An 18778-nucleotide genomic window follows, 5' to 3' on the forward strand; every position below is an offset into this window, starting at 1 on the left:
ATGTTTATTGCTATCAGAATAATATGAATAATTAAATTCTAAAACAACTGTTTTGTTTAGTCGTCTGTGTGGTCCATTCTATCGGCATCACTCCACATTTCCTCCAGATTATAGAATTTCCGGTTTTCGGGCTGGAATACATGTACGACTACATTCACATAGTCGACCAATACCCATTGCTGTGAATTAAAGCCTTCATGTTTATATGGTGTTTCAGATGTATTTTTTTCTACCTCTTCCTCCACATAATCCGCGATTGCTTTTACCTGGGTGCCTGAATTGGCTTCACATATTATAAAGAAATCGGCCACAGCTTCAGGAATCTGGCGTAGATCCAGGGATACGATATTTTCCCCCTTCTTATCCTGTATGGCCTTAATGATGGTGGTAAAAATTTCACTTTCTCTGGTCAGGCGTTGTTGCGCCTTCTTTCTAGTACTCAGAACGGTTAAGGGTGCCAATAAATCTCGTTTTTGTTAAAAATAATCTTTAATTGTCAAAGTTACTAAACAAGCAGTAATATAACATGTTTAATATCGCTCGCGGGGGCCCGGATTTGTTAAGAAAATAATAAAATGAATTACTTTTCGGGCTGGATTCAGACTAAAAATGATTCATGTGATTGGACACCCGTTATATATATTAGACGAAGTTGGTAGCACCAATAACTATGCCATGGAACAGGTCAATACCGGCAAAGTGACATCCGGTACAGCCTGGTTCACCAGTAACCAAACAGCCGGTAAAGGTACCCGTGGTAAAACATGGATAGCCCAGCCCGGAGATATCAGCGCTTTAAGCATTGCTCTGCAACCATCTATGCTGCCGCTTTCCAGGCAATTTATGCTGAGCGTTGCCGTAGCGCTCGGCGCAGCCGATTGCTTCATTTCCCTGGCAGGAGACGAGACCGTAATAAAGTGGCCCAACGACATTTACTGGCGTGACAGAAAGGCAGGCGGCATCCTGATCGAGAATGTTTTAAGAGGCAGCATCTGGCAATATGCCATTATCGGTATCGGGTTCAATGTAAACCAACCTGCCTTCCCTCCTGAACTACCCAATGCAGTTTCCTTACTCCAGATCACCGGCAAACGCCGGGAAGCCATTGAAGTAGCAAAAGTCCTCTGCGCCTCGCTCGAAAACAGGATAAAACAAATACATCCTTCCAACTATGAAGCAATGCTGAAGGAATATACTTCCAGGCTGTTCCGCTGGCAGCAACCGGCCTTATACAAAAAAGACGGCGAAACCTTCCGGGGAACCATCCGGGACGTGCTGCCCGACGGGCATCTGTGCCTGGAAAAAGAGAGCGGAGAGATGCTGAAACTGGGTTTCGGGGAGGTAGAATTTGTACTCGGTTCCCAAAATCACTGAGCCATATAACTTTGCTGCTTTTTCTGCAACCGCTGCTGCAACAGGGAATGCACATCGCCGGTGAAACCGGAGAGCAGGTAAACCTCCGTTCCCCAGCCATACTCCCGTGCAAAGGGATCTGAAAGTTTTCCGATCCTTTGAATATTCCCGATCCCTTTGCTCGCTGTTGAGTCGGGACCGTGTCCGATTTTGATCACATAACGGACGGTGTCCGTTTTCGGAAACCAGAACACGTAATCAGCTTCCATGGCTACAGCAAAAGGCATCTTCCCTTTATTAAAATAATTCAGGGCGCCGGCCTGGCCATAATTATCGCACAGTACAAGGGTATGCTTCTTTTCCGCCTCCGGCACCTGCTGCCAGGCTTTCAGCCCGAGGGCCGACATTTCTCTCCACCCCAGCATATCTGCAAAGTCTTGCGGGATCTCATGCTCTTTTCCATCTTCCCATCTAGAAAGACCCAACGCCTTAAACCGCGCCGCTTCCCTTGCTACCCCTTCCGGCTTCAGCAACGGAAAAGCCGCGTTCAGGATCAGCACAAAAGGAAAGACGATCACCGCCAGCCAGAGCAGGCGCATATATTTCCAGCGTTGGAAAAGCTGCTCCCAGTAGGTACTCCCGAAAGCCAGCAAAGTAGGGTATAAGCCCAGCGAATAATAACTTTTCGCTTTCAGGTAAACGAACAGCAGTATCGTAACAAAGTAAATTATTGCAATGCTCCTGTATGGCCTGAACGGTTTATAAAACAACAAAGCCAGGAGCCCGGCCACGGTAAGAAATGCTCCTCCAAGAAAAAATATAAGCTGCCCCGTAATAAAATCCATCCTGTTGTTATGCACCAACTGGGTTTCCGCCAGTTCCTGCATATGATGCAACACCGGGTAACCGTGCTTTACCTGCCAGATGATATTAGGCAGTGCTATCAAGACAGCCAGCCCTATAGCCGTATAAAAAGCGTTTTTCCTGAATACAGCCCTGAGCGGCGTCAGTATCAATGCAACCAGCAAGCCGACTGCGAAAAAAAGAATATTGTATTTGTTCAATATTCCAACGCCCAACACTATACCGATCCAAATTATGTAAGTATCCTTAGGGTTATTGATATATTTTATCAACAACCACAAGATAATAGTCCAGGCAAGTATATCCACCGAATTAGGCTGGTAGAACATGTGAATACGCGTCATTCCCGAACAAAGGAATGCAACTCCTGCCAGCAACTGGGCAAACCAGGAACCGCCAAGCATATTGATCATCTTCCAGGTAAGCAACATTGTCAATACCCCGTATAAAGCAGGAAAGAACCTTACCCAGAATTCGGTATTGCCCAGCCATTGTATCAATAATGAATTCCAGGAGGTTAAGGGAGGAACAGATAGATAGCCGCCGGCAAGGTGGTTGGCCATATCGAGATGTAAGTATTCGTCCCTGTGCAAATCGTAGCAAGGATTAACTACCAGGTATTGAAGGAGGATCTTTGCAATTAATAAGATAGCTAATAACCACAGCGGGTTATTTTTTTGCGGGGATACTGTTAAAGCATTCATAGTATGAAAAAAGCGGAAATACAGTTTGGTGCCATGTATTTCCGCTTAGATAAATATCTTGTTTGTAGGCATTGCAGTAATTCCCGATTACCGTGCAATCATTTTCTGTTGAAAATGATAACAAGATTTTGGTTGATAAAGTGCGTTAACAAATTGTGAAATTTCCCTGATTTAAAAAAAAATGAATTCGCAACATTGCTGCATTTTATTTCATGCAACATCAACAGCTACTTCGTTTTTTTATAGCCCCAATCGAGTAACCACTTTATAACCTTTTCTTTATAATCGCCCTGGATAAGGATTTCACCATCCTTCACACTACCGCCGGTACCGCATTTTGTTTTTAATTCTTTACCCAGTTTCTCAAGGTCTTCTTCTTTACCAACAAAACCTGTTACCAATGTAACTACTTTACCGGCTCTTTGTTTTTTATCCAATATCACTCGCAGCACCTGATCCGCAGGGGCAAGGGTATTCACTTCTTCTTCCGGTTCCTGTTGAAAAGAGTAATTAGGATCGGTAGAATAAACTATACCGCCTGCAGTATTATTTTTCTTTTTAGACATAGTACAATGTTTTAAGGTTATCCGTTCACTATTACAGAAAGCGCGGCAGGCTGGATGCGAATGTTAACCGTGCCATCCTGTGTTAACGGCACAGCGTCGCCATCTACCTGCAGGTATTTGAGATCGCTGCTCTGAATAGTGATATTCTTTCCTACATAATGTTTAAGATAACGGGTTTGATCGATGTTTCCAATCAAAGAAAATACACTCATTGGCAACAGGCCCATTACGCCGATAGGCGGAACAATGCAAAGATCCAGCTGCCCGTCGAATACATTGGCTTTGGGCGCCAGTTTGAACTCGTACCCGAACTGGTTGCCATTGGCCACTGTTAACAGGAATGCTTTGGTAGAAATAGGTTTACCATCAATATTGATTTCGTAAACAGAAGGATCGTAAGAGTTGAAGCTCTTCAGCACCAGTTTTGCATAACCGCTTAAGCCGCGTTTGGTATTGTTCCTGAACTGTTCTGCCACCAGCGCATCAAACCCTACGCCTGCATTACTTAGAAAAAGATGTTCGTTCGCGTAGCCGACATCTATTTTCCGTTGTTGGTTGTTGACGATGAGGCGTAAAGCCCTGGCAATATCGAGCGGTATCTTCAGCGCACGTGCCAGGCCATTGCCGCTTCCCAGCGGAAGTATGGCCAGCGCGGTTGTGCTGCCGATCAACCCCTGTGCTATTTCGTTGATAGAACCATCGCCGCCCACTGCTACTACTATATCAATATTATTCTTCACTGCCTCCCTTCCCAGATCTGCGCCATGGCCCAGGTAAGCAAGATATTCGATCTTTACATCGAACTGGTCTGCAGGTAAATATTTACTGATAGCGCTTCCCAGCCTTTTCTCCCTGTCGGTGCCTGCCTTGCGATTGATGATAAAAAGTATCTTCTTCAAAAGAGTTGATTTATAAAATAATGGCTTTTAAACTTAAGTCCAGGCTTACGGCATGGTGTATAATGGCTCCAACAGAAATATAATCCACTCCTGTTTTTGCATAGTCTTCTATATTATCCAGAGTGATCCCGCCAGAGGCCTCTGTTTCATACTTTCCGTCTATCAGCTTTAGAGCAGCAACAATATCGGCGGGCGCGAAGTTGTCGAGCATGATCCTGTTCACCTGCCCAACCGCCAGCACTTCTTTTACATCCTCTATATTCCTGGTTTCCACTTCTATCTGCAATGGGAGGTTCTTTTCCTTTAAGTAAGCAACGGTATTGGTGATTGCGGCGGTGATACCGCCTGAGAAGTCGATATGATTATCTTTCAGCATGATCATATCATATAATCCCATCCTATGGTTTACGCCGCCGCCGATGCGAACTGCTTCTTTTTCCAGCATACGGAAGTTAGGCGTTGTTTTGCGGGTATCCAGGATCTTTGTGTGGTAGCCTTTAAGCTTCTCAACGTATTGGTGAGTAAGGGTAGCGATGCCGCTCATTCGCTGCATGCAGTTCAGGATCAGTCTTTCGCCCATGAGGAGGGTATGCACCGCAGCTTCAGCTTCAAATGCGATTTCGCCGGCCTTCATTGCTTCCCCGTCTTTTTTATAGGGAGTGAAAACGGTGAACATATCCAGCCATTTCAGGATGGCCTCCGCCACCTGCATGCCAGCCATGATGCCGTCTTCTTTGATCTTTAACACTGCCTTGCCTTTGGCGGTGGGAGGGATACAAGCCATCGTGGAGTGGTCGCCGCTTCCTATATCTTCGGTCAGGGCACTTCTTATAAACGCATTTAATGCTGCTTCTTCTAACATAACTGATAAGATTAACTTCTGCTCCCTAAAGAATTCGCTCCTTCACAGGGGTAAAATTTCCCAAAAATAAAAAGTGCCTCGCAATATTTGCGAAGCACCGGGGCTTTTCAATTATTTATATTGGCATTTTTATTTGTTCTCAAAGCGCAATTCACTGAGTACCACTGTATTGCCCTTCTTTTGAAGGAAAAATGTAACCCTGTAATTGCCTCCGGAAGAAGTCATGTTACCAATTCCGAAACGAGAATTATCACCACCCTGGTGAGCCAGCTCAAAAGATTTAACCGGATTCTTGGCAAAGAAATCCTTTAAGATGATCTCTGCCTGAGCTTTACTGTAAGAATTCGATTTTCCGGCGATATTTATTTCGACATTGGAGTCGAAAAGCCTGGAAAGCCCATTAACATCACCCTGTTTAAGCGCAGTTACAATGTCATCAAACGGACCGGCCGCCACAGTAACAATAACTGGTTTAGCTGATAATGTTAATGCATTAAAAACACCTCCCAACAACATAATCCCCAGCACGATCAATAGCTTCTTCATTGTCAGTTATTTTATTAAAAATGTGATTTTGCAAACACAAATTAAAAGCTAAAACTATGCCAAAGCGCCTGCAAATCAATAAAATCACATTATCGTGGTAGGGATGAATCAATAAACAATTAATACGGTTTTAAATATGTTATAATTAGAATATAGTTTAGCTATCATCTATGCAATTTTGAAATTATCTGACTTAATCGCCATTAAGTTTATTTTTGCAAAAAATTTAAACCCTTTATAATTACTTTCACATCTTCTGAAGTGATATATTTTTAAAAACCTGATAGGATATGGAAAAAAAAAGAGCCATTCTGGTAATTATGGATGGATGGGGCGAAGGTAAAGTACCATCAGCCGATGCAATAGCTCATGCTAAAACCCCTTTTGTAAGCAGCTTATACAATAAATATCCACATAGCCACCTTGTTACCTGTGGCGAAGCAGTAGGATTGCCCGACGGACAGATGGGTAACTCAGAAGTTGGTCACCTCAATATTGGCGCAGGCCGGATCGTTTACCAGGAACTTCAAAGGATCAATGTAGCCATCCGTGAAGGAGAACTGGCTAAGAATCCGGTACTCCAGGAAACGCTGGCACATGCAAAAGATAATGGCAAAGCCCTTCATTTAATCGGGCTGGTAAGCGATGGCGGCGTACACTCGCATATCGAACACCTGAAAGCACTGGCTACCATCGCCAAAGAAAAAGGACTGGAAAAAGTATTTGTTCACGCCTTCACTGATGGCCGTGATACAGATCCGAAAAGCGGGCTTGGTTTCCTGGAAGATCTTTCCGCACACCTGGATAAAACCGTTGGTAAAATAGCATCTGTAACCGGCCGCTATTATGCCATGGATCGGGATAAACGCTGGGAAAGAGTAAAGCTGGCCTACGATGCACTGGTAAACGGTACCGGCGCCCTGACCCAGGATATTCCAACAGCTGTAAAAGCCTCTTATGCAGAAGGCGTAACCGACGAGTTCATTAAACCGATTATCGCTACGGCAGATGGCGAAAAACCGCTGGCTACTATCCAGGACGGAGACGCCGTACTGTGCTTCAACTTCCGTACAGACCGGTGCCGCGAGATCACCCAGGTGCTCACCCAGGAAGCGTTCCCAGACTTTGGTATGAAGCCGCTGAACCTTTTCTATACCACCATGACCGAGTACGATAAAACCTATAAGAATGTACATGTTATCTTCGAAAACGATAACCTGAACATGACGCTGGGCGAAGTACTGGAAAAAGATGGCTTAACCCAGATCCGTATTGCAGAAACAGAGAAATACCCTCACGTTTCGTTCTTCTTCTCGGGCGGCCGCGAAAAAGAATTCAACGGCGAACGCAGGATGATCGTAGCTTCTCCTAAAGTAGCCACCTACGACCTCAAGCCTGAAATGAGCGCCTATGAAGTTACCAGCACTATTGTACCGGAACTGGAAAAGAAATCAGCCGATTTCATTGCGCTGAACTTCGCCAATGCCGATATGGTTGGCCATACCGGCGTTTTTGATGCTGTGGTCAAAGCCGTTGAAACGGTAGACAGTTGCGTGGAGAAAGTTGTGACCGCTGCCCTGGCAAGCGATTATACTGTGTTCCTCACCGCCGACCATGGAAATGCCGACTTCATGATCAATCCTGACGGTTCTCCTAACACTGCCCACTCCCTGAACCTGGTTCCATTCTTTATTATCAGTAAAGATTTCAATGGGCCGGTAAAAGACGGTAAACTGGGCGATATTGCTCCAACTATCCTGAAATTCATGGGATTGCCGATCCCAGCGGAAATGACGGGAGAAGTGCTGGCCTAGTTTCTCGCAAAGAGGCTGAGGAAGCAAAGAAGCATAAGATTTTTTGACCAGAGCGAATATTAAGAAAGCAAAGAAGTAAGATTATAATGCAATCTTCCTCTTTGCTTTCTTATTTTCCTTAAAAATATATCTTATGCTTCTTTGCTTCCTCAGCCTCTTTGCGTGAGACCTCTCCGTGAAAAGTTTTTTACACGGGCTGTAACATTTCGTTTATGCCCCCCGTTTAACTATGGACCCCTGAAATAATTTTCAGCCCAAAGGTTGAATGATATATTTTTTAGTGCTCTCGACAGATTTGCTCATGCATCGATGCGCCGTTTTTACGGCGCATTTTTTTCGGCTCTTAATCTTAATTTTGTAGAATGATTAAATACTGGTTAGGAACAGCACTGACGATCCTTGTTGGCCTGAGCGCCTGTAAGATGACGGACCCGGCCCCGGAAGACAAGAAGTCCAGGAAATTCGCAGATCTGCCGGCTTACTTTAAATCCGAAAATTCTCAGTTAATTTCAGGAAATTATATATTAAATAAATCGGTCACCCTCAATAATGAAGCTGATAAGGTTAGCAGCGTAGCCGACAGCACAACAGTGCACGACCTGCTTAAACCCTTCCAGGACATTGACCTGAATAAACCTTCCCTGAAAGAAGAATACGATACTTCCAGCATCTACGATTCCTTTTCGGGCAAAACCACTGTGATCTATCAATCGAAAGGCAAACAAACATCGCCGTCCGAAATTACAATGGAGCTGGATAAAACAGGTAATATCCAACAGATCAATATACATTCCTATACCAGTAACCTGGTGTATGAATACCGCCAGGACCTGCAATACATCCGTCAGAAACAGGTCCGGATGGCTACTTACCAGAAAATAGCATTTCTGCAACCTAAGGTATTAGAGGCAGTTGTTAGCATAGCACCTAAAAACGGGAATTAGTTATGACAGGAGCAGAGTTTCAGAATATATCACATACCATCCCTCTTGAAGCAGGGATCTACAAATACTACGATAAGAACGGCACTCTTCTTTATGTTGGTAAAGCCAAAAGTTTAAGGAAAAGGGTCAGTTCTTATTTCGTCAAGAATCACGATAATTATAAGACAAGAAAACTGGTGGAACATATCCACCATATTGAATTTACTATAGTGAATTCAGAACAGGACGCTTTCCTGCTTGAAAATTCGCTTATCAAACAATTCAAGCCCAAATATAACATCGAGCTGAAAGACGATAAAAGCTATCCTTATATCGTCATCAAACATGAAAATTTCCCGAGAGTGTTCCTCACAAGGAACGTCATCAAAGATGGCTCAGAATACCTTGGTCCATTCACCTCCGTAGGAAAGGTCAGGGAACTGCTGGATATCATCAAATACAACATCCCCCTGCGTACCTGCAATCTTAACCTGTCGCCCGAGAACATAAAAAAAGGCAAGTTCAAAGTTTGCCTGGAGTATCACCTGGGCAACTGCAAAGGCCCCTGCGAAGGATTACAGACCGAAGAGGATTACCGGGAAGGCCTGCAACAGGTAAGGAATATCCTGAAAGGAAATCTTTCTCCCATTGTCAACCTGTTCAAGGAACAGATGATGGAGCATGTTTCCAAAATGGAATTCGAAAAGGCGGAGATTATGAAAAAGAAGATCGCCAGCCTTGAAACCTACTCGGCCAAGTCTACTATCGTGAACACCCGCATGGGTAACGTGGATGTATTTTCTATCATCAGCGAAGGAAATCATGCCTATGTGAACTACCTGCGGATCCTGAACGGGACGGTTGCTGATACCAAAACAGTGACCCTCGAAAAACAACTGGAAGAAACGGATGAAGAAGTGATGGTTTATGCCATTGCCTACCTGAGAGATGTTTTTAAAAGCATCACTACAGAAATTATTGTTCCTTTCCCAATTTCTTACCCCGAAAGCAATATCACTGTAACTGTTCCGAAAGGCGGAGATAAAAAGAAGTTGCTGGAGCTTTCGGAGAAGAACGTGAATTATTTTAAAGAAGAATTATACAGGAAGAAGATCCTTCACCTGGAAGGAAAATCTGACTTTGAAAGAAAACAGGTATTGTACCAGTTACAGGCCGACCTCGAACTGCCTGTACTGCCGGAGCATATCGAATGCTTCGATAACTCCAACTTCCAGGGCAGCTATCCTGTGGCCGCCTGTGTGGTGTTTAAAGACGGAGTGGCTTCAAAAAAAGACTACAGGCATTTCAATATTAAAACCGTTGAAGGGATCAATGATTTCGCTTCTATGAAAGAAATTGTATTCCGCCGGTACAACCGCCTGCTGGCCGAACAGCAGCCCTTACCTCAACTGGTGATCATAGATGGAGGTAAAGGCCAGCTTGGCGCCGCAATGGAGAGCATCAGGCAACTCGACCTGATAGGTAGCATGACGGTAGTAGGATTGGCCAAGAACGAAGAGGAGATCTTCTTCCCGGGCGATTCGGAGAGTATCAAACTGCCCTACAACAGCGAAAGCCTTAAACTGATCAGGAGAGTGCGTGATGAGGTACACCGTTTTGGTATCACTTTTCACCGCCAGAAAAGAAGCAAGGGCACTTTCAAGAATGAACTGGAAAGCATCAAAGGCATAGGACAAAATACGGCAACCCAGCTGCTGAAGACTTTCAGGTCTGTAGCCCGCATCAAACTACTTTCGGAAGAAGACCTGACGAAAGAAGTAGGCCCGGCCAAAGCTGCACTTATCTACCAGCACTTTCATAAGAGCTGACCTGTGCCCTGATAGCATTTTCCGCCTGCAAAACGTGGCGCCGGATATGCGCTACCAGGAACCCAAAAGTATCGCCAACTGAGAGCTTCAGGTACTTAGACAGCGAAGTAGCCACCTTAACCTCCTGTATATTTATTTTCTCTGCGCGCGTTAACAGGGCTTCCATTTCGTTCTGCTGTGCAATAAACTCTGTGATCACTTTTACCGCATCCAAACGAACATGCGGAACATGATCTTTAGGGGATTTCATTTTAGAGGGGACAGTACCATCCTCTTTCGGCTCCATCAGCTTTGTGAACCAGGCGCCCAGCCAGCTGCTTTTAAACATCGGTTTGGCCGCTTTGCCACGTTGCTCCGCCTGCCGGATAGCCTTTTCCAGGGCGGGAAGATAAAACCGGCCATATGAATTCAGGTGTTCCAGGCATTGAAGAGCGCTCCACTTCCCTGGAAGGGGAGGTTCCTGGAGGAGATCTGGCGGCGTTTCATTCAAAAAAAATCCTGCTTTGCTACGAACTACAGCTACTTTCTCTTTCAGGGCCTGCAGGTATTCTGCGCTGTTTACAGGGGGCATATCGTTTATTTTAGTGCAAAAGTAGAAGAGGCCTTGCTGAAAAATCTTTGTGCAGATCAAGATTTTCAGAGTTTCACCGTACTTAACAATTTACTGAAAGTAGCCGGGTCGATACCCAGGTAAGAAGCCAGGTACTTATGCGGTATCAGCTGCAAGACATGCGGACTTCGTGTCAATAGTTTCCTGAACTTTTGTTCAGCAGTGAATGCGATCAGTTCATTATATCGTTCCAGGACGCCCGACAGGGCAGCAACAGAGCCTATCCTTACCCATTTCTGTAACAACGGGTACTCGTCTGTAAGCCTGACGAAATCGGCGAAGTTTAATCGCAGCATTTCGCTGTGGGTGAGCGCTTCCAGGTACCAGGGGGAAGGCTTTTGCAGCTGGAATGAGTCCATTATTCCTGAAAACGAGCCGGTATAGGAAAAGATCAGGGTAGTTTCTTTTTCGCCATCCAGCGAGAAGACCCGTTGTACCCCTTTGACTACAAAGTAGAGGTATTTTTCTATTTCTCCTGTGGGGGTGATGATTTCCTTTCTTTTGAATTTCACAGGCGTCCAGCAGGCGGCCAGGGCTTCCCATTCGGTAGCCGGAAGCGGCATGATGGCGTTAGCTGTTTTATGTAGGAGGTCGAGCGACATGCCTGAAGTTAACAAAAAAAGCGAATGACCTTGGCCATTCGCTTTTTTGATATAAGAAGATCCTGTTATTAGTATTGCCAGAGATCCTGTTCTTTATTAAAGATACGGTCTTTGATGGCCTGACCTTCGAGGAGGCGCATTACGCCGTCTTTAATATAGTCTTTGATCTCGCGGTTATAGGTGTTGTTTTCCTTCACGATATAGCTGCCGAAGAAGCGCATTTCGAAAAGGTCTTCCCAACTGATAGTAGATGCGTCGTTGTTCTGGTTATACACATCGTGTTTGGCCAGAACGGCGCGGCAGTCGGGATAGTAAACCCAGAACAACGGGATGGAAGCGCGAACGGAGCCATCTTCGTTGATGCGGGAAACCATAGGGGCGATGCCCAGTATACGAACTTTAAGGGCGGAAGCCTCTTTATCGAATACCCATACTTCTTTTATTTTGTATTGTTTGATGGTACGGGGATCGAAGTCGTCGCGGGTTGTCACCATTTTTTCTTCACCGGTAACCGGATCTATACTACGAACGGTTCTTTCTTCACCACTGAGCTTATTCTGAATTTCTTCATAAGGCATGATAGTAGTGAAACGGTCGTCGATGGGGCTGAAAGCCTCAATCTCTTTATTCTTGATAGCGTTAAGCAGTATATTGATGAACAGTTGATTGACGCCGCTTTCATCTTCCACATTGTATTGGAATGGGAGATTGATCTTTTCACGGATATCTATCACTTGCCAAACACGTTTTTCCCAGAACCTGTCATCTTCGCGGATATAGTCGTAAGCGATAGGAGTGCGTTCTCTGGCGAGGCCGCGTTCTACAACTCCGTCTACGCGCAGTGATTTGCGCGGCGTATCAGAAACGGGAACAGTGATCCCATCGGGGCGCAAAGATGGCGGAGCGGCAGGAGGCGGAGTAACAGTGTTGCCCGTTGCAGGATTTACAACAGGGGTATCCGTGGATGTTGGTTCTGCGGTAGTAGCCGTTCTGCGACGGGTTGTACCACCACGGCGCTGTGCTTCGGCTGCTGTTGCCAACATGACCAACAATAGAGTGCACCAACCAATTCTGTTAAATATTACTGCTCGCATAATTCAGTAATTAATGACCGTTAGTTTAATTTAAAGATAGTGCTAGGCATAGAACGAACTACGTTGTCTGGGCCTTTCACTTTAATGTTTTCGAAGAAAACCTCATCGCCAGGGCGCAGAGCGCGGATTGAAGCGGCTACGCTACCCGGGAAATAAGCAGACGTTGCATCACCTTCCTGGTATTCTTTACCTTTTGCAGAAATACCTACGCGGTAACCAACCACCTCATATTTTACGCCTTCGAATTCAAAATCTTCAAGATCAGCACGCAAACCGCCCTGTACTTTAAAGTCGGCAGCTTTCATACTACCGCCTTTGTTGGTACCTACTTTCAGTACCGGATCAGGAACGCGTTTTACGCGGAATTCTTTCTGGCCGAGGGTTTTGGTTTTACCATCGATATTTGCTACTACGTTGATCACCGCTTTACCTGGCTGGCTAACTGTAACGATGTATTCGCCTGAGCCACGTTTAGTGATGTTACCACCACTGATGGAAGCAGATACCTGTTCGGCAGGTACACCGGCAGCAGAGATAGAGATCGGGTTCTGCAGGCCGATATACAGTACGTTCATTTTATCTGCGGAGATGGAGGTGGTAGAAGCACCTACATTATAAGTTTCTGTAAAGGGATAGGACTCAGGAGCGCCGCCATTAGGGCTAGGTAAGGTGATAGTGCCGGAAATTGTTTTTTCTCCGATTCCTGTTGCCGGGATTTCCACGGTGGCTAAGCCATCTTTTGCCTGGATGGTCTGACCATTTACAACGATAGTAGGGTTTACAGTGGTGCTATAAGCTCCTACGGCGATGTTGGCAGTCAGGGTTTGACCCACCATCAGGTTTTTAGAATTCAGGGAGATGAAAGGTCTTACTTTATCAAATTTGAAAGAGGTAGCGTCGATCTGGCGGAACAGGTCGTCGATGATCACTGATTCAGAGTTTTTGATATCGTTCTGGAATTTACCTAAGATGGTAACGGCAGCGATGGTAGGCACCATATTGAAATGGTAGGTAGTCCAGCTTTTAGGACCGCCGCCATGGTCATCGTTACTTTTTCCAACTTCAATTTTCAGCGGTAAAGTTTTTTCAAATTTTGATCTGTCTTTAGGCGAAACGAAAGAGAGCAGTTTCTCGCGGAGTTCTTTCAGTTTGCTTTCTAATTCAGGACCTTTTTTGTTGTTTTCCATCACGCGGGTAGGAGCGTCCAGGTCTGACTTGGATTTGATCTCGCCGTGTTCGTCCAGTCCGCCGCTTTCCTTGATGATGGTATTTTTCAGTTCCTCAACGTAATCATACATGCTGGCGGAGATTTTTTTCACCTGCAATGCTTTTTCACGGAAAGGAGCTGTTTTAGCTGCATTGTCTTTCATCTGTTCATCGAATTGGGTGTAGATGAAATTGTTCTTATCAGCTAAGGTTTTGTTAGAAGTAACGATAGAATTATTGACGATATTAAAAGCGTTTAATATTTCAGCAGAGACGTTCAACGCGAGCATGGCTGTTAAGACCAAGTACATGATGTTGATCATCTTCTGCCTGGGATCTTTAGGTAGTGCCATAGTTTAATTTGAGATTTAATTCAAAGTTTTTGATTGAAACTATAAGCTGTACCTTATCTGCCACCGTGCATAGCAGTGAGCATGTTACCGTAGATCGAGTTCAGGTTGCTGAGGTTTTTAGCCAGCAATGAAATTTGTTCCTGAGTTTTCTTAGCATCTTCGATACTACCGCTCATTGCAGCAGACGCATTCTGCAGGTTGCTGTAGAATTTGTTCATTGCTTTCAGGTGGTTGTTGGTATCCTGGAGTTCCAGTTCATAAATAGCGTTCAGGGAAGCCAGGTTTTTAGTCATACCCTGCATTTGAACATGGAAATCTTTAGTTGATTCTGATGCGCTGTTGAAAGAAGAAACGGCAGCAGCGGCGGTAGTGTAAGCGTTGGCAACATTGCCGATAGCGCTGGCAGCTTCCCTGGTTTTCTGGGTGTAATCGCCGGTTGCAGCAACCACATCGCTGATGTCTCTCATTTTGTCAACAGTTGTACCTAACTTCTGGAAGTTTTCGCTCAGGCGTTGAAGGTTAGCAGGGGTGATGTCTGCTTCCTGCAGCATTTTGTCGAGACCTGCAACAGCCGGGCTACCAACTACAGCAACTGCAGGAGCGCCTTCAGCATGACCGCCTGAATCTGGAACGAAAGCATACACGAAGAAGATGAGCGCTTCAGTGCTCAGACCTAAGATCAAAGCAATATCGGCTCCCCGCCAGTGTTGCAGTTTAAATAATGCTCCGATGATTACAACAGAAGCAGCAACGCATACAAAAAAATTCAGCCATTTAGCTTTGTTAGGATTCATAGCCATAGGTTAAAATTTACTGGTTAAAGTGTTAAATGTTAAAGTCTGTATGGAATAGTTAATTCTCAAAGATTTGCAGTTAATAGAGTGTATCATAAAAACAGATTTTAGGTTTACTCTGTGGTTATAATAATACAGGCTATTAATCATTTTGGTTTAATCTAACGGTGCTTTGATCTTCTGCTCAGTGCAATTGTACATCTGAATCCTACATACGATTTTGCACTATCCTGGTATTCATATGTTCTGGTACCTGATTGTAAGAAATATCCAACGTCTTTCCAGGAACCGCCCCTGATCGCTTTACGTTTCATTTTAGGAGGTGCGTCGTCTGGTACGTCCATTCTCAGATATGGGTTCATATCTGAGGTAAAGGAGTAGGCGTTTTCATAAAAGATATCTGCAGTCCATTCCGCTACATTGCCGGCCATGTTGTATAAACCATAGTCGTTAGGCCAGTAGGCGTCGGCTCTTACGGTGTAGAAGCCGCCATCTTCCGGGTAATTACCTCTACCAGGTTTAAAGTTGGCTAACAGACAACCTTTTTTGTTCCTGATATAGTAACCGCCCCAAGGGTAAGGGGTTTGCTCTCTACCGCCACGGGCTGCATATTCCCACTGCGCTTCGGAAGGCAGCTGGAATTTATCTTCAGTGAATAATTTATGTGCTGCACGGTAATCTTCCCAGAATTTACTTCTCCATTCGCAGAACGCAGTAGCCTGGTGCCAATTTACACCAACAACAGGATAATTATCGAACGCCGGATGCCAGAAATACATACGGGTCATTGGTTCATTGTAGGCATAAGAGAAGTCTCTTATCCAGCAGAGTGTATCCGGGTAGATAGGTACATCCTTCTTTACGATAAAGGTGGAACGTGGTTTACCCGCGTTCTCCCTTAATTTGGCTTTATCCCAGTTGAAAGTCTCCTGGTGGTAGATCAGTTTTCCAACATCAATATCCTTACGGCCATACAAACGATCTGCTTCTGCATACACCATGGCATCCAGTTTTTCGACAGTCGCTTTGTCTTTCCAGTTGATCTTCTGTTTCCAGTCGATAACATCCACACCGTCGTCAGATTTTACATGACCTAACAGGATGTGGGCAATCGAATCCTGCACCCATTGAACGAACTGACGGTATTCATTGTTCGTGATCTCGGTTGCATCCATGTAAAACCCGGAGATGGAGATAGACTTGTTACGTGCAGTGTAAGCATAGTTCACATCTTCATCGCTGGGACCCATGTGAAAAGTTCCGGCTGGTACGTATACCATCCCGTAAGGTACAGGGGGAGTGTACTTTGGTCTTGGGCTCACGCCAATCAATTGCCCTTGAGCGTTTTTAGGGGTTTTACTACCGCCACAGCCGGCCAGCAGGGAAACCAGCACTATTGCCAACAGACCTTTTACATAGTTAAGCTTCATAAGGGTAGCTTTCATCAGAATATGTTTTTTCTTTAACCAGCCTGGTGTGACATACCTGCATACAAGGGAACACAACTCTCATTTTTCACCCGCTTTGTTTATATGAAAGATAGCAAATGTAATAATTAATTTTAATCCGTAGTGACTTTTTATCCAACTTTTTCAATTCCGTCAAATCCGTTCCGTAAGTAGTTTAAACGCGCTTTTTAACATTTTATTATATAAAGTCATTAACATTTATTTGAACGCTACCCCTTCATCCTGGCAGCAAGTTACATAATAATTATATTAAATTAATAATTTCTTTTATATAAGAAACTGGTTTAATACAATGATAATCTTTGCACAGATAGACAAGGGTTTCATTTTCATACTCCCGACCATTTAACAATGGTATATCCGTGACAGTTTTTGAAGCGCCGACCAGCACCCGGAACGGGATAAACCAGTTACCCGCTTCATTCATTCTTTCTAAAAATTGTGGACCAACGATTGCCAGCTCGGGGGTTCCTTTTACGAACTGTAATAACTGGATAGCCCAAACGCCAAAAGAAGTAGGATAGCGTACAGTCGTTTGCGATATTGCTGAAACAACAGCCAAACTCCTCTCAGCCCATGCTTTTTGATCGAAAACAACAGAAAGATACCAAAGGTTTTGAATCATTATGGCATTCCCGCTTGGTACCGCCCCGTCGTAAATCTCCTTTTTCCTCACTATAACGTCATTCTGCCCTTCTATTGTATAATAAAAGAAAAGTTGTTGCTCATCCCCGAATTGCGAAATTACAAATTCAGTGATTTTCCTTGCTTTATACAAATAATCCAGGTTCCCGGTTATTTCCTGCAATTGAATCAGCGCCCGTATAAGGTAGGCATAATCGTCCAGGAACGCAGGATATTTAGCCACGCCATTCTTCCAGGTATGCTTAAATCCCTCTCCCTCTGCAAACGCCTTCAGGGCCCATTCCATCTTTGCAACCGCAACGTCCCGGTAATGTTCGTCGCCCAACGCCAGGAACGCTTTGCAATAGCTGTGTATCATCAACGCATTCCAACCCAGGATTATTTTGTCGTCCAGCCCTGGCCGGATCCTGTTGTTGCGCACCGCCATCAGTTTTTCCCTGCATCCTTTCAACATTGCGTTCAACACCGGGGCGTCATATCCTCTCTCGGCCGCAAACTGCTCTAACGGCTGCTGTACCCATAAAATATTAGTATGTTCCCAGTTCCCTTCTTCCGTTACGCCATAATATTCGCAGAACGGCGTTGCCTGTTCGCCCAGGATATGATGGATCTCCGCCCTGCTCCAGGTATAAAACTTACCTTCAACACCTTCAGAATCAGCATCCAGCGCGGCGTAGAAGCCTCCTTCAGGCGAGGTCATTTCCCTTTCAATAAAAGAGAGTGTATCCCTGATCGTTGTTGCATAACTTTCTGCACGGGTCAGTTGCCAGGCGTCGCATAACACATCGACCAGCAATGCGTTATCGTACAACATCTTTTCGAAGTGCGGCGCCAGCCATTTTTCATCTGTCGAATACCTGGCAAAACCGCCGCCCAGCTGATCGTAGATCCCGCCCTGCAGCATTTTATCCAGCGATAATAATGCTTGTTGCAGGCCTTCGGGATGTTTCCAGGCGTGATGATATCTCAGGAGATAGCTGATAGCAAAGGTTTGCGGGAACTTTGGCGCCCTTCCGAAACCACCCCAGAGCGTATCCGCCTGCTTTAAGAGGTTTTCTGCGACGGTATCGCACTGTTGCCGGGTGAACAGCTCTTCGACCGGCAGGTTCAGGATCGGCGCCTGCAATCCGAACTGCGACGACTGATGAATATGCGATACCAGGTTCTCGGCCTGGCTTTCTATTTCTTCACGGCGGTTCTGAAATGCATCGGAAATAGACAACAGTACATCCGTCCACGACGGACGGTTGTATGCCTTAACGGGAGGGTAATAAGTGCCCCCGTAAAACGGTTTTTTATCTGGTGTGAGAAAAACATTCAAAGGCCATCCGCCTGCGCCGGTCATAGCCGTCAGGGCGTCCATATAGATATGATCCAGGTCGGGTCTTTCTTCCCTGTCGATCTTTATATTGATAAAATGATCGTTCATAATAGCGGCGGTGGCTTCATTTTCGAAGCTTTCCCGCTCCATTACGTGGCACCAGTGACAAGCTGCATAGCCGATACTCACCAGGATAGGCTTGTCTTCCTGCTTAGCCCGTTCCAAAGCTTCATCTCCCCAGGGGTACCAATTCACGGGGTTATGCGCATGCTGCAACAAATACGGGCTCGTTTCACTGATAAGCTTGTTCATGGTTTCCGGACT

17 protein-coding genes are annotated in these 18778 nt (G+C 45.1%); 4 read left to right on the forward strand and 13 right to left on the reverse strand.

Translation table 11 applies throughout. The features are described 5' to 3' along the window. Positions 1–56: 56 nt before the first annotated feature. A complete protein-coding gene (rsfS, locus tag BLV62_RS20960; RefSeq protein ID WP_089763974.1) occupies positions 57–461 on the reverse strand; it encodes a ribosome silencing factor in 405 nt (134 codons plus the stop codon). 148 nt (positions 462–609) lie between these two features. Here rsfS and BLV62_RS20965 point away from each other — a divergent pair, with 148 nt between their 5' ends. Then, positions 610–1374: a biotin--[acetyl-CoA-carboxylase] ligase gene (locus tag BLV62_RS20965; protein ID WP_225889660.1), complete on the forward strand. Its 765-nt coding sequence runs from the start codon at positions 610–612 to the stop codon at positions 1372–1374. On the opposite strand, the gene BLV62_RS20970 is transcribed toward BLV62_RS20965, so the two are convergent. The 5 genes from BLV62_RS20970 to BLV62_RS20990 all read right to left on the reverse strand — a co-directional run bounded on the left by BLV62_RS20970 (position 1368) and on the right by BLV62_RS20990 (position 5794). Beyond that, the gene (locus tag BLV62_RS20970) at positions 1368–2921 is read right to left on the reverse strand and encodes an ArnT family glycosyltransferase (protein WP_089763976.1); all 1554 of its coding nucleotides are present in this window, start codon (positions 2919–2921) and stop codon (positions 1368–1370) included. The genes BLV62_RS20965 and BLV62_RS20970 overlap by 7 nt on opposite strands. 227 nt (positions 2922–3148) lie before the next feature. After that, complete coding sequence (locus BLV62_RS20975; RefSeq protein ID WP_089763978.1) at positions 3149–3487, reverse strand: translation initiation factor; 339 nt, start codon at positions 3485–3487, stop codon at positions 3149–3151. A 17-nt stretch (positions 3488–3504) separates the two neighbouring features. Beyond that, positions 3505–4386, reverse strand: a complete 882-nt coding sequence (locus tag BLV62_RS20980; RefSeq protein ID WP_089763980.1) for a diacylglycerol/lipid kinase family protein — start codon at positions 4384–4386, stop codon at positions 3505–3507. Between the two features lie 10 nt (positions 4387–4396). Continuing rightward, positions 4397–5248, reverse strand: a complete 852-nt coding sequence (gene nadC, locus BLV62_RS20985; protein WP_089763982.1) for a carboxylating nicotinate-nucleotide diphosphorylase — start codon at positions 5246–5248, stop codon at positions 4397–4399. Between the two features lie 129 nt (positions 5249–5377). After that, positions 5378–5794 (reverse strand): DUF4783 domain-containing protein, encoded by a 417-nt coding sequence (locus BLV62_RS20990; protein WP_089763985.1) that lies wholly within the window; start codon positions 5792–5794, stop codon positions 5378–5380. A gap of 290 nt (positions 5795–6084) precedes the next feature. Between BLV62_RS20990 and gpmI the strand changes: the two genes are divergently transcribed. The 3 genes from gpmI (at position 6085) to uvrC (ending at position 10360) form a co-directional block, all read left to right on the forward strand. Next, positions 6085–7608, forward strand: coding sequence for a 2,3-bisphosphoglycerate-independent phosphoglycerate mutase (gpmI, locus tag BLV62_RS20995; RefSeq protein WP_089763987.1), 1524 nt, complete (start codon positions 6085–6087; stop codon positions 7606–7608). A 362-nt stretch (positions 7609–7970) separates the two neighbouring features. Next, positions 7971–8552, forward strand: coding sequence for a hypothetical protein (locus BLV62_RS21000; protein WP_089763988.1), 582 nt, complete (start codon positions 7971–7973; stop codon positions 8550–8552). A 2-nt stretch (positions 8553–8554) separates the two neighbouring features. Then, positions 8555–10360: an excinuclease ABC subunit UvrC gene (uvrC, locus tag BLV62_RS21005; RefSeq protein ID WP_089763990.1), complete on the forward strand. Its 1806-nt coding sequence runs from the start codon at positions 8555–8557 to the stop codon at positions 10358–10360. Here the strand turns inward: uvrC and BLV62_RS21010 are convergent. From BLV62_RS21010 to BLV62_RS21040, 7 genes are all read right to left on the reverse strand, one after another. After that, on the reverse strand, positions 10332–10931 hold the full coding sequence (locus BLV62_RS21010; RefSeq protein WP_089763991.1) for a DinB family protein: 600 nt from the start codon (positions 10929–10931) through the stop codon (positions 10332–10334). The two genes, uvrC and BLV62_RS21010, sit on opposite strands and share 29 nt — an antisense overlap. Positions 10932–10996: 65 nt before the next feature. Further along, complete coding sequence (locus tag BLV62_RS21015; protein ID WP_089763993.1) at positions 10997–11572, reverse strand: Crp/Fnr family transcriptional regulator; 576 nt, start codon at positions 11570–11572, stop codon at positions 10997–10999. Positions 11573–11640: 68 nt separating this feature from the next. Continuing rightward, positions 11641–12615: a type IX secretion system ring subunit PorN/GldN gene (porN, locus tag BLV62_RS21020; protein WP_168927937.1), complete on the reverse strand. Its 975-nt coding sequence runs from the start codon at positions 12613–12615 to the stop codon at positions 11641–11643. A 71-nt stretch (positions 12616–12686) separates the two neighbouring features. After that, entirely contained in the window at positions 12687–14225 is a 1539-nt protein-coding gene (porM, locus tag BLV62_RS21025; RefSeq protein ID WP_089763997.1) for a type IX secretion system motor protein PorM/GldM, read from the reverse strand. 53 nt (positions 14226–14278) lie between these two features. Then, positions 14279–15019 (reverse strand): type IX secretion system motor protein PorL/GldL, encoded by a 741-nt coding sequence (gene porL / locus BLV62_RS21030; RefSeq protein WP_225889659.1) that lies wholly within the window; start codon positions 15017–15019, stop codon positions 14279–14281. Between the two features lie 161 nt (positions 15020–15180). Beyond that, positions 15181–16464: a T9SS ring complex lipoprotein PorK/GldK gene (gene porK / locus BLV62_RS21035; RefSeq protein ID WP_225889658.1), complete on the reverse strand. Its 1284-nt coding sequence runs from the start codon at positions 16462–16464 to the stop codon at positions 15181–15183. 268 nt (positions 16465–16732) lie between these two features. Further along, positions 16733–18766, reverse strand: a complete 2034-nt coding sequence (locus BLV62_RS21040) for a thioredoxin domain-containing protein (RefSeq protein WP_089764001.1) — start codon at positions 18764–18766, stop codon at positions 16733–16735. Between the last annotated feature and the right edge of the window lie 12 nt (positions 18767–18778).

The organism is Chitinophaga terrae (ex Kim and Jung 2007), assembly GCF_900107795.1.
Lineage (GTDB): Bacteria > Bacteroidota > Bacteroidia > Chitinophagales > Chitinophagaceae > Chitinophaga > Chitinophaga terrae.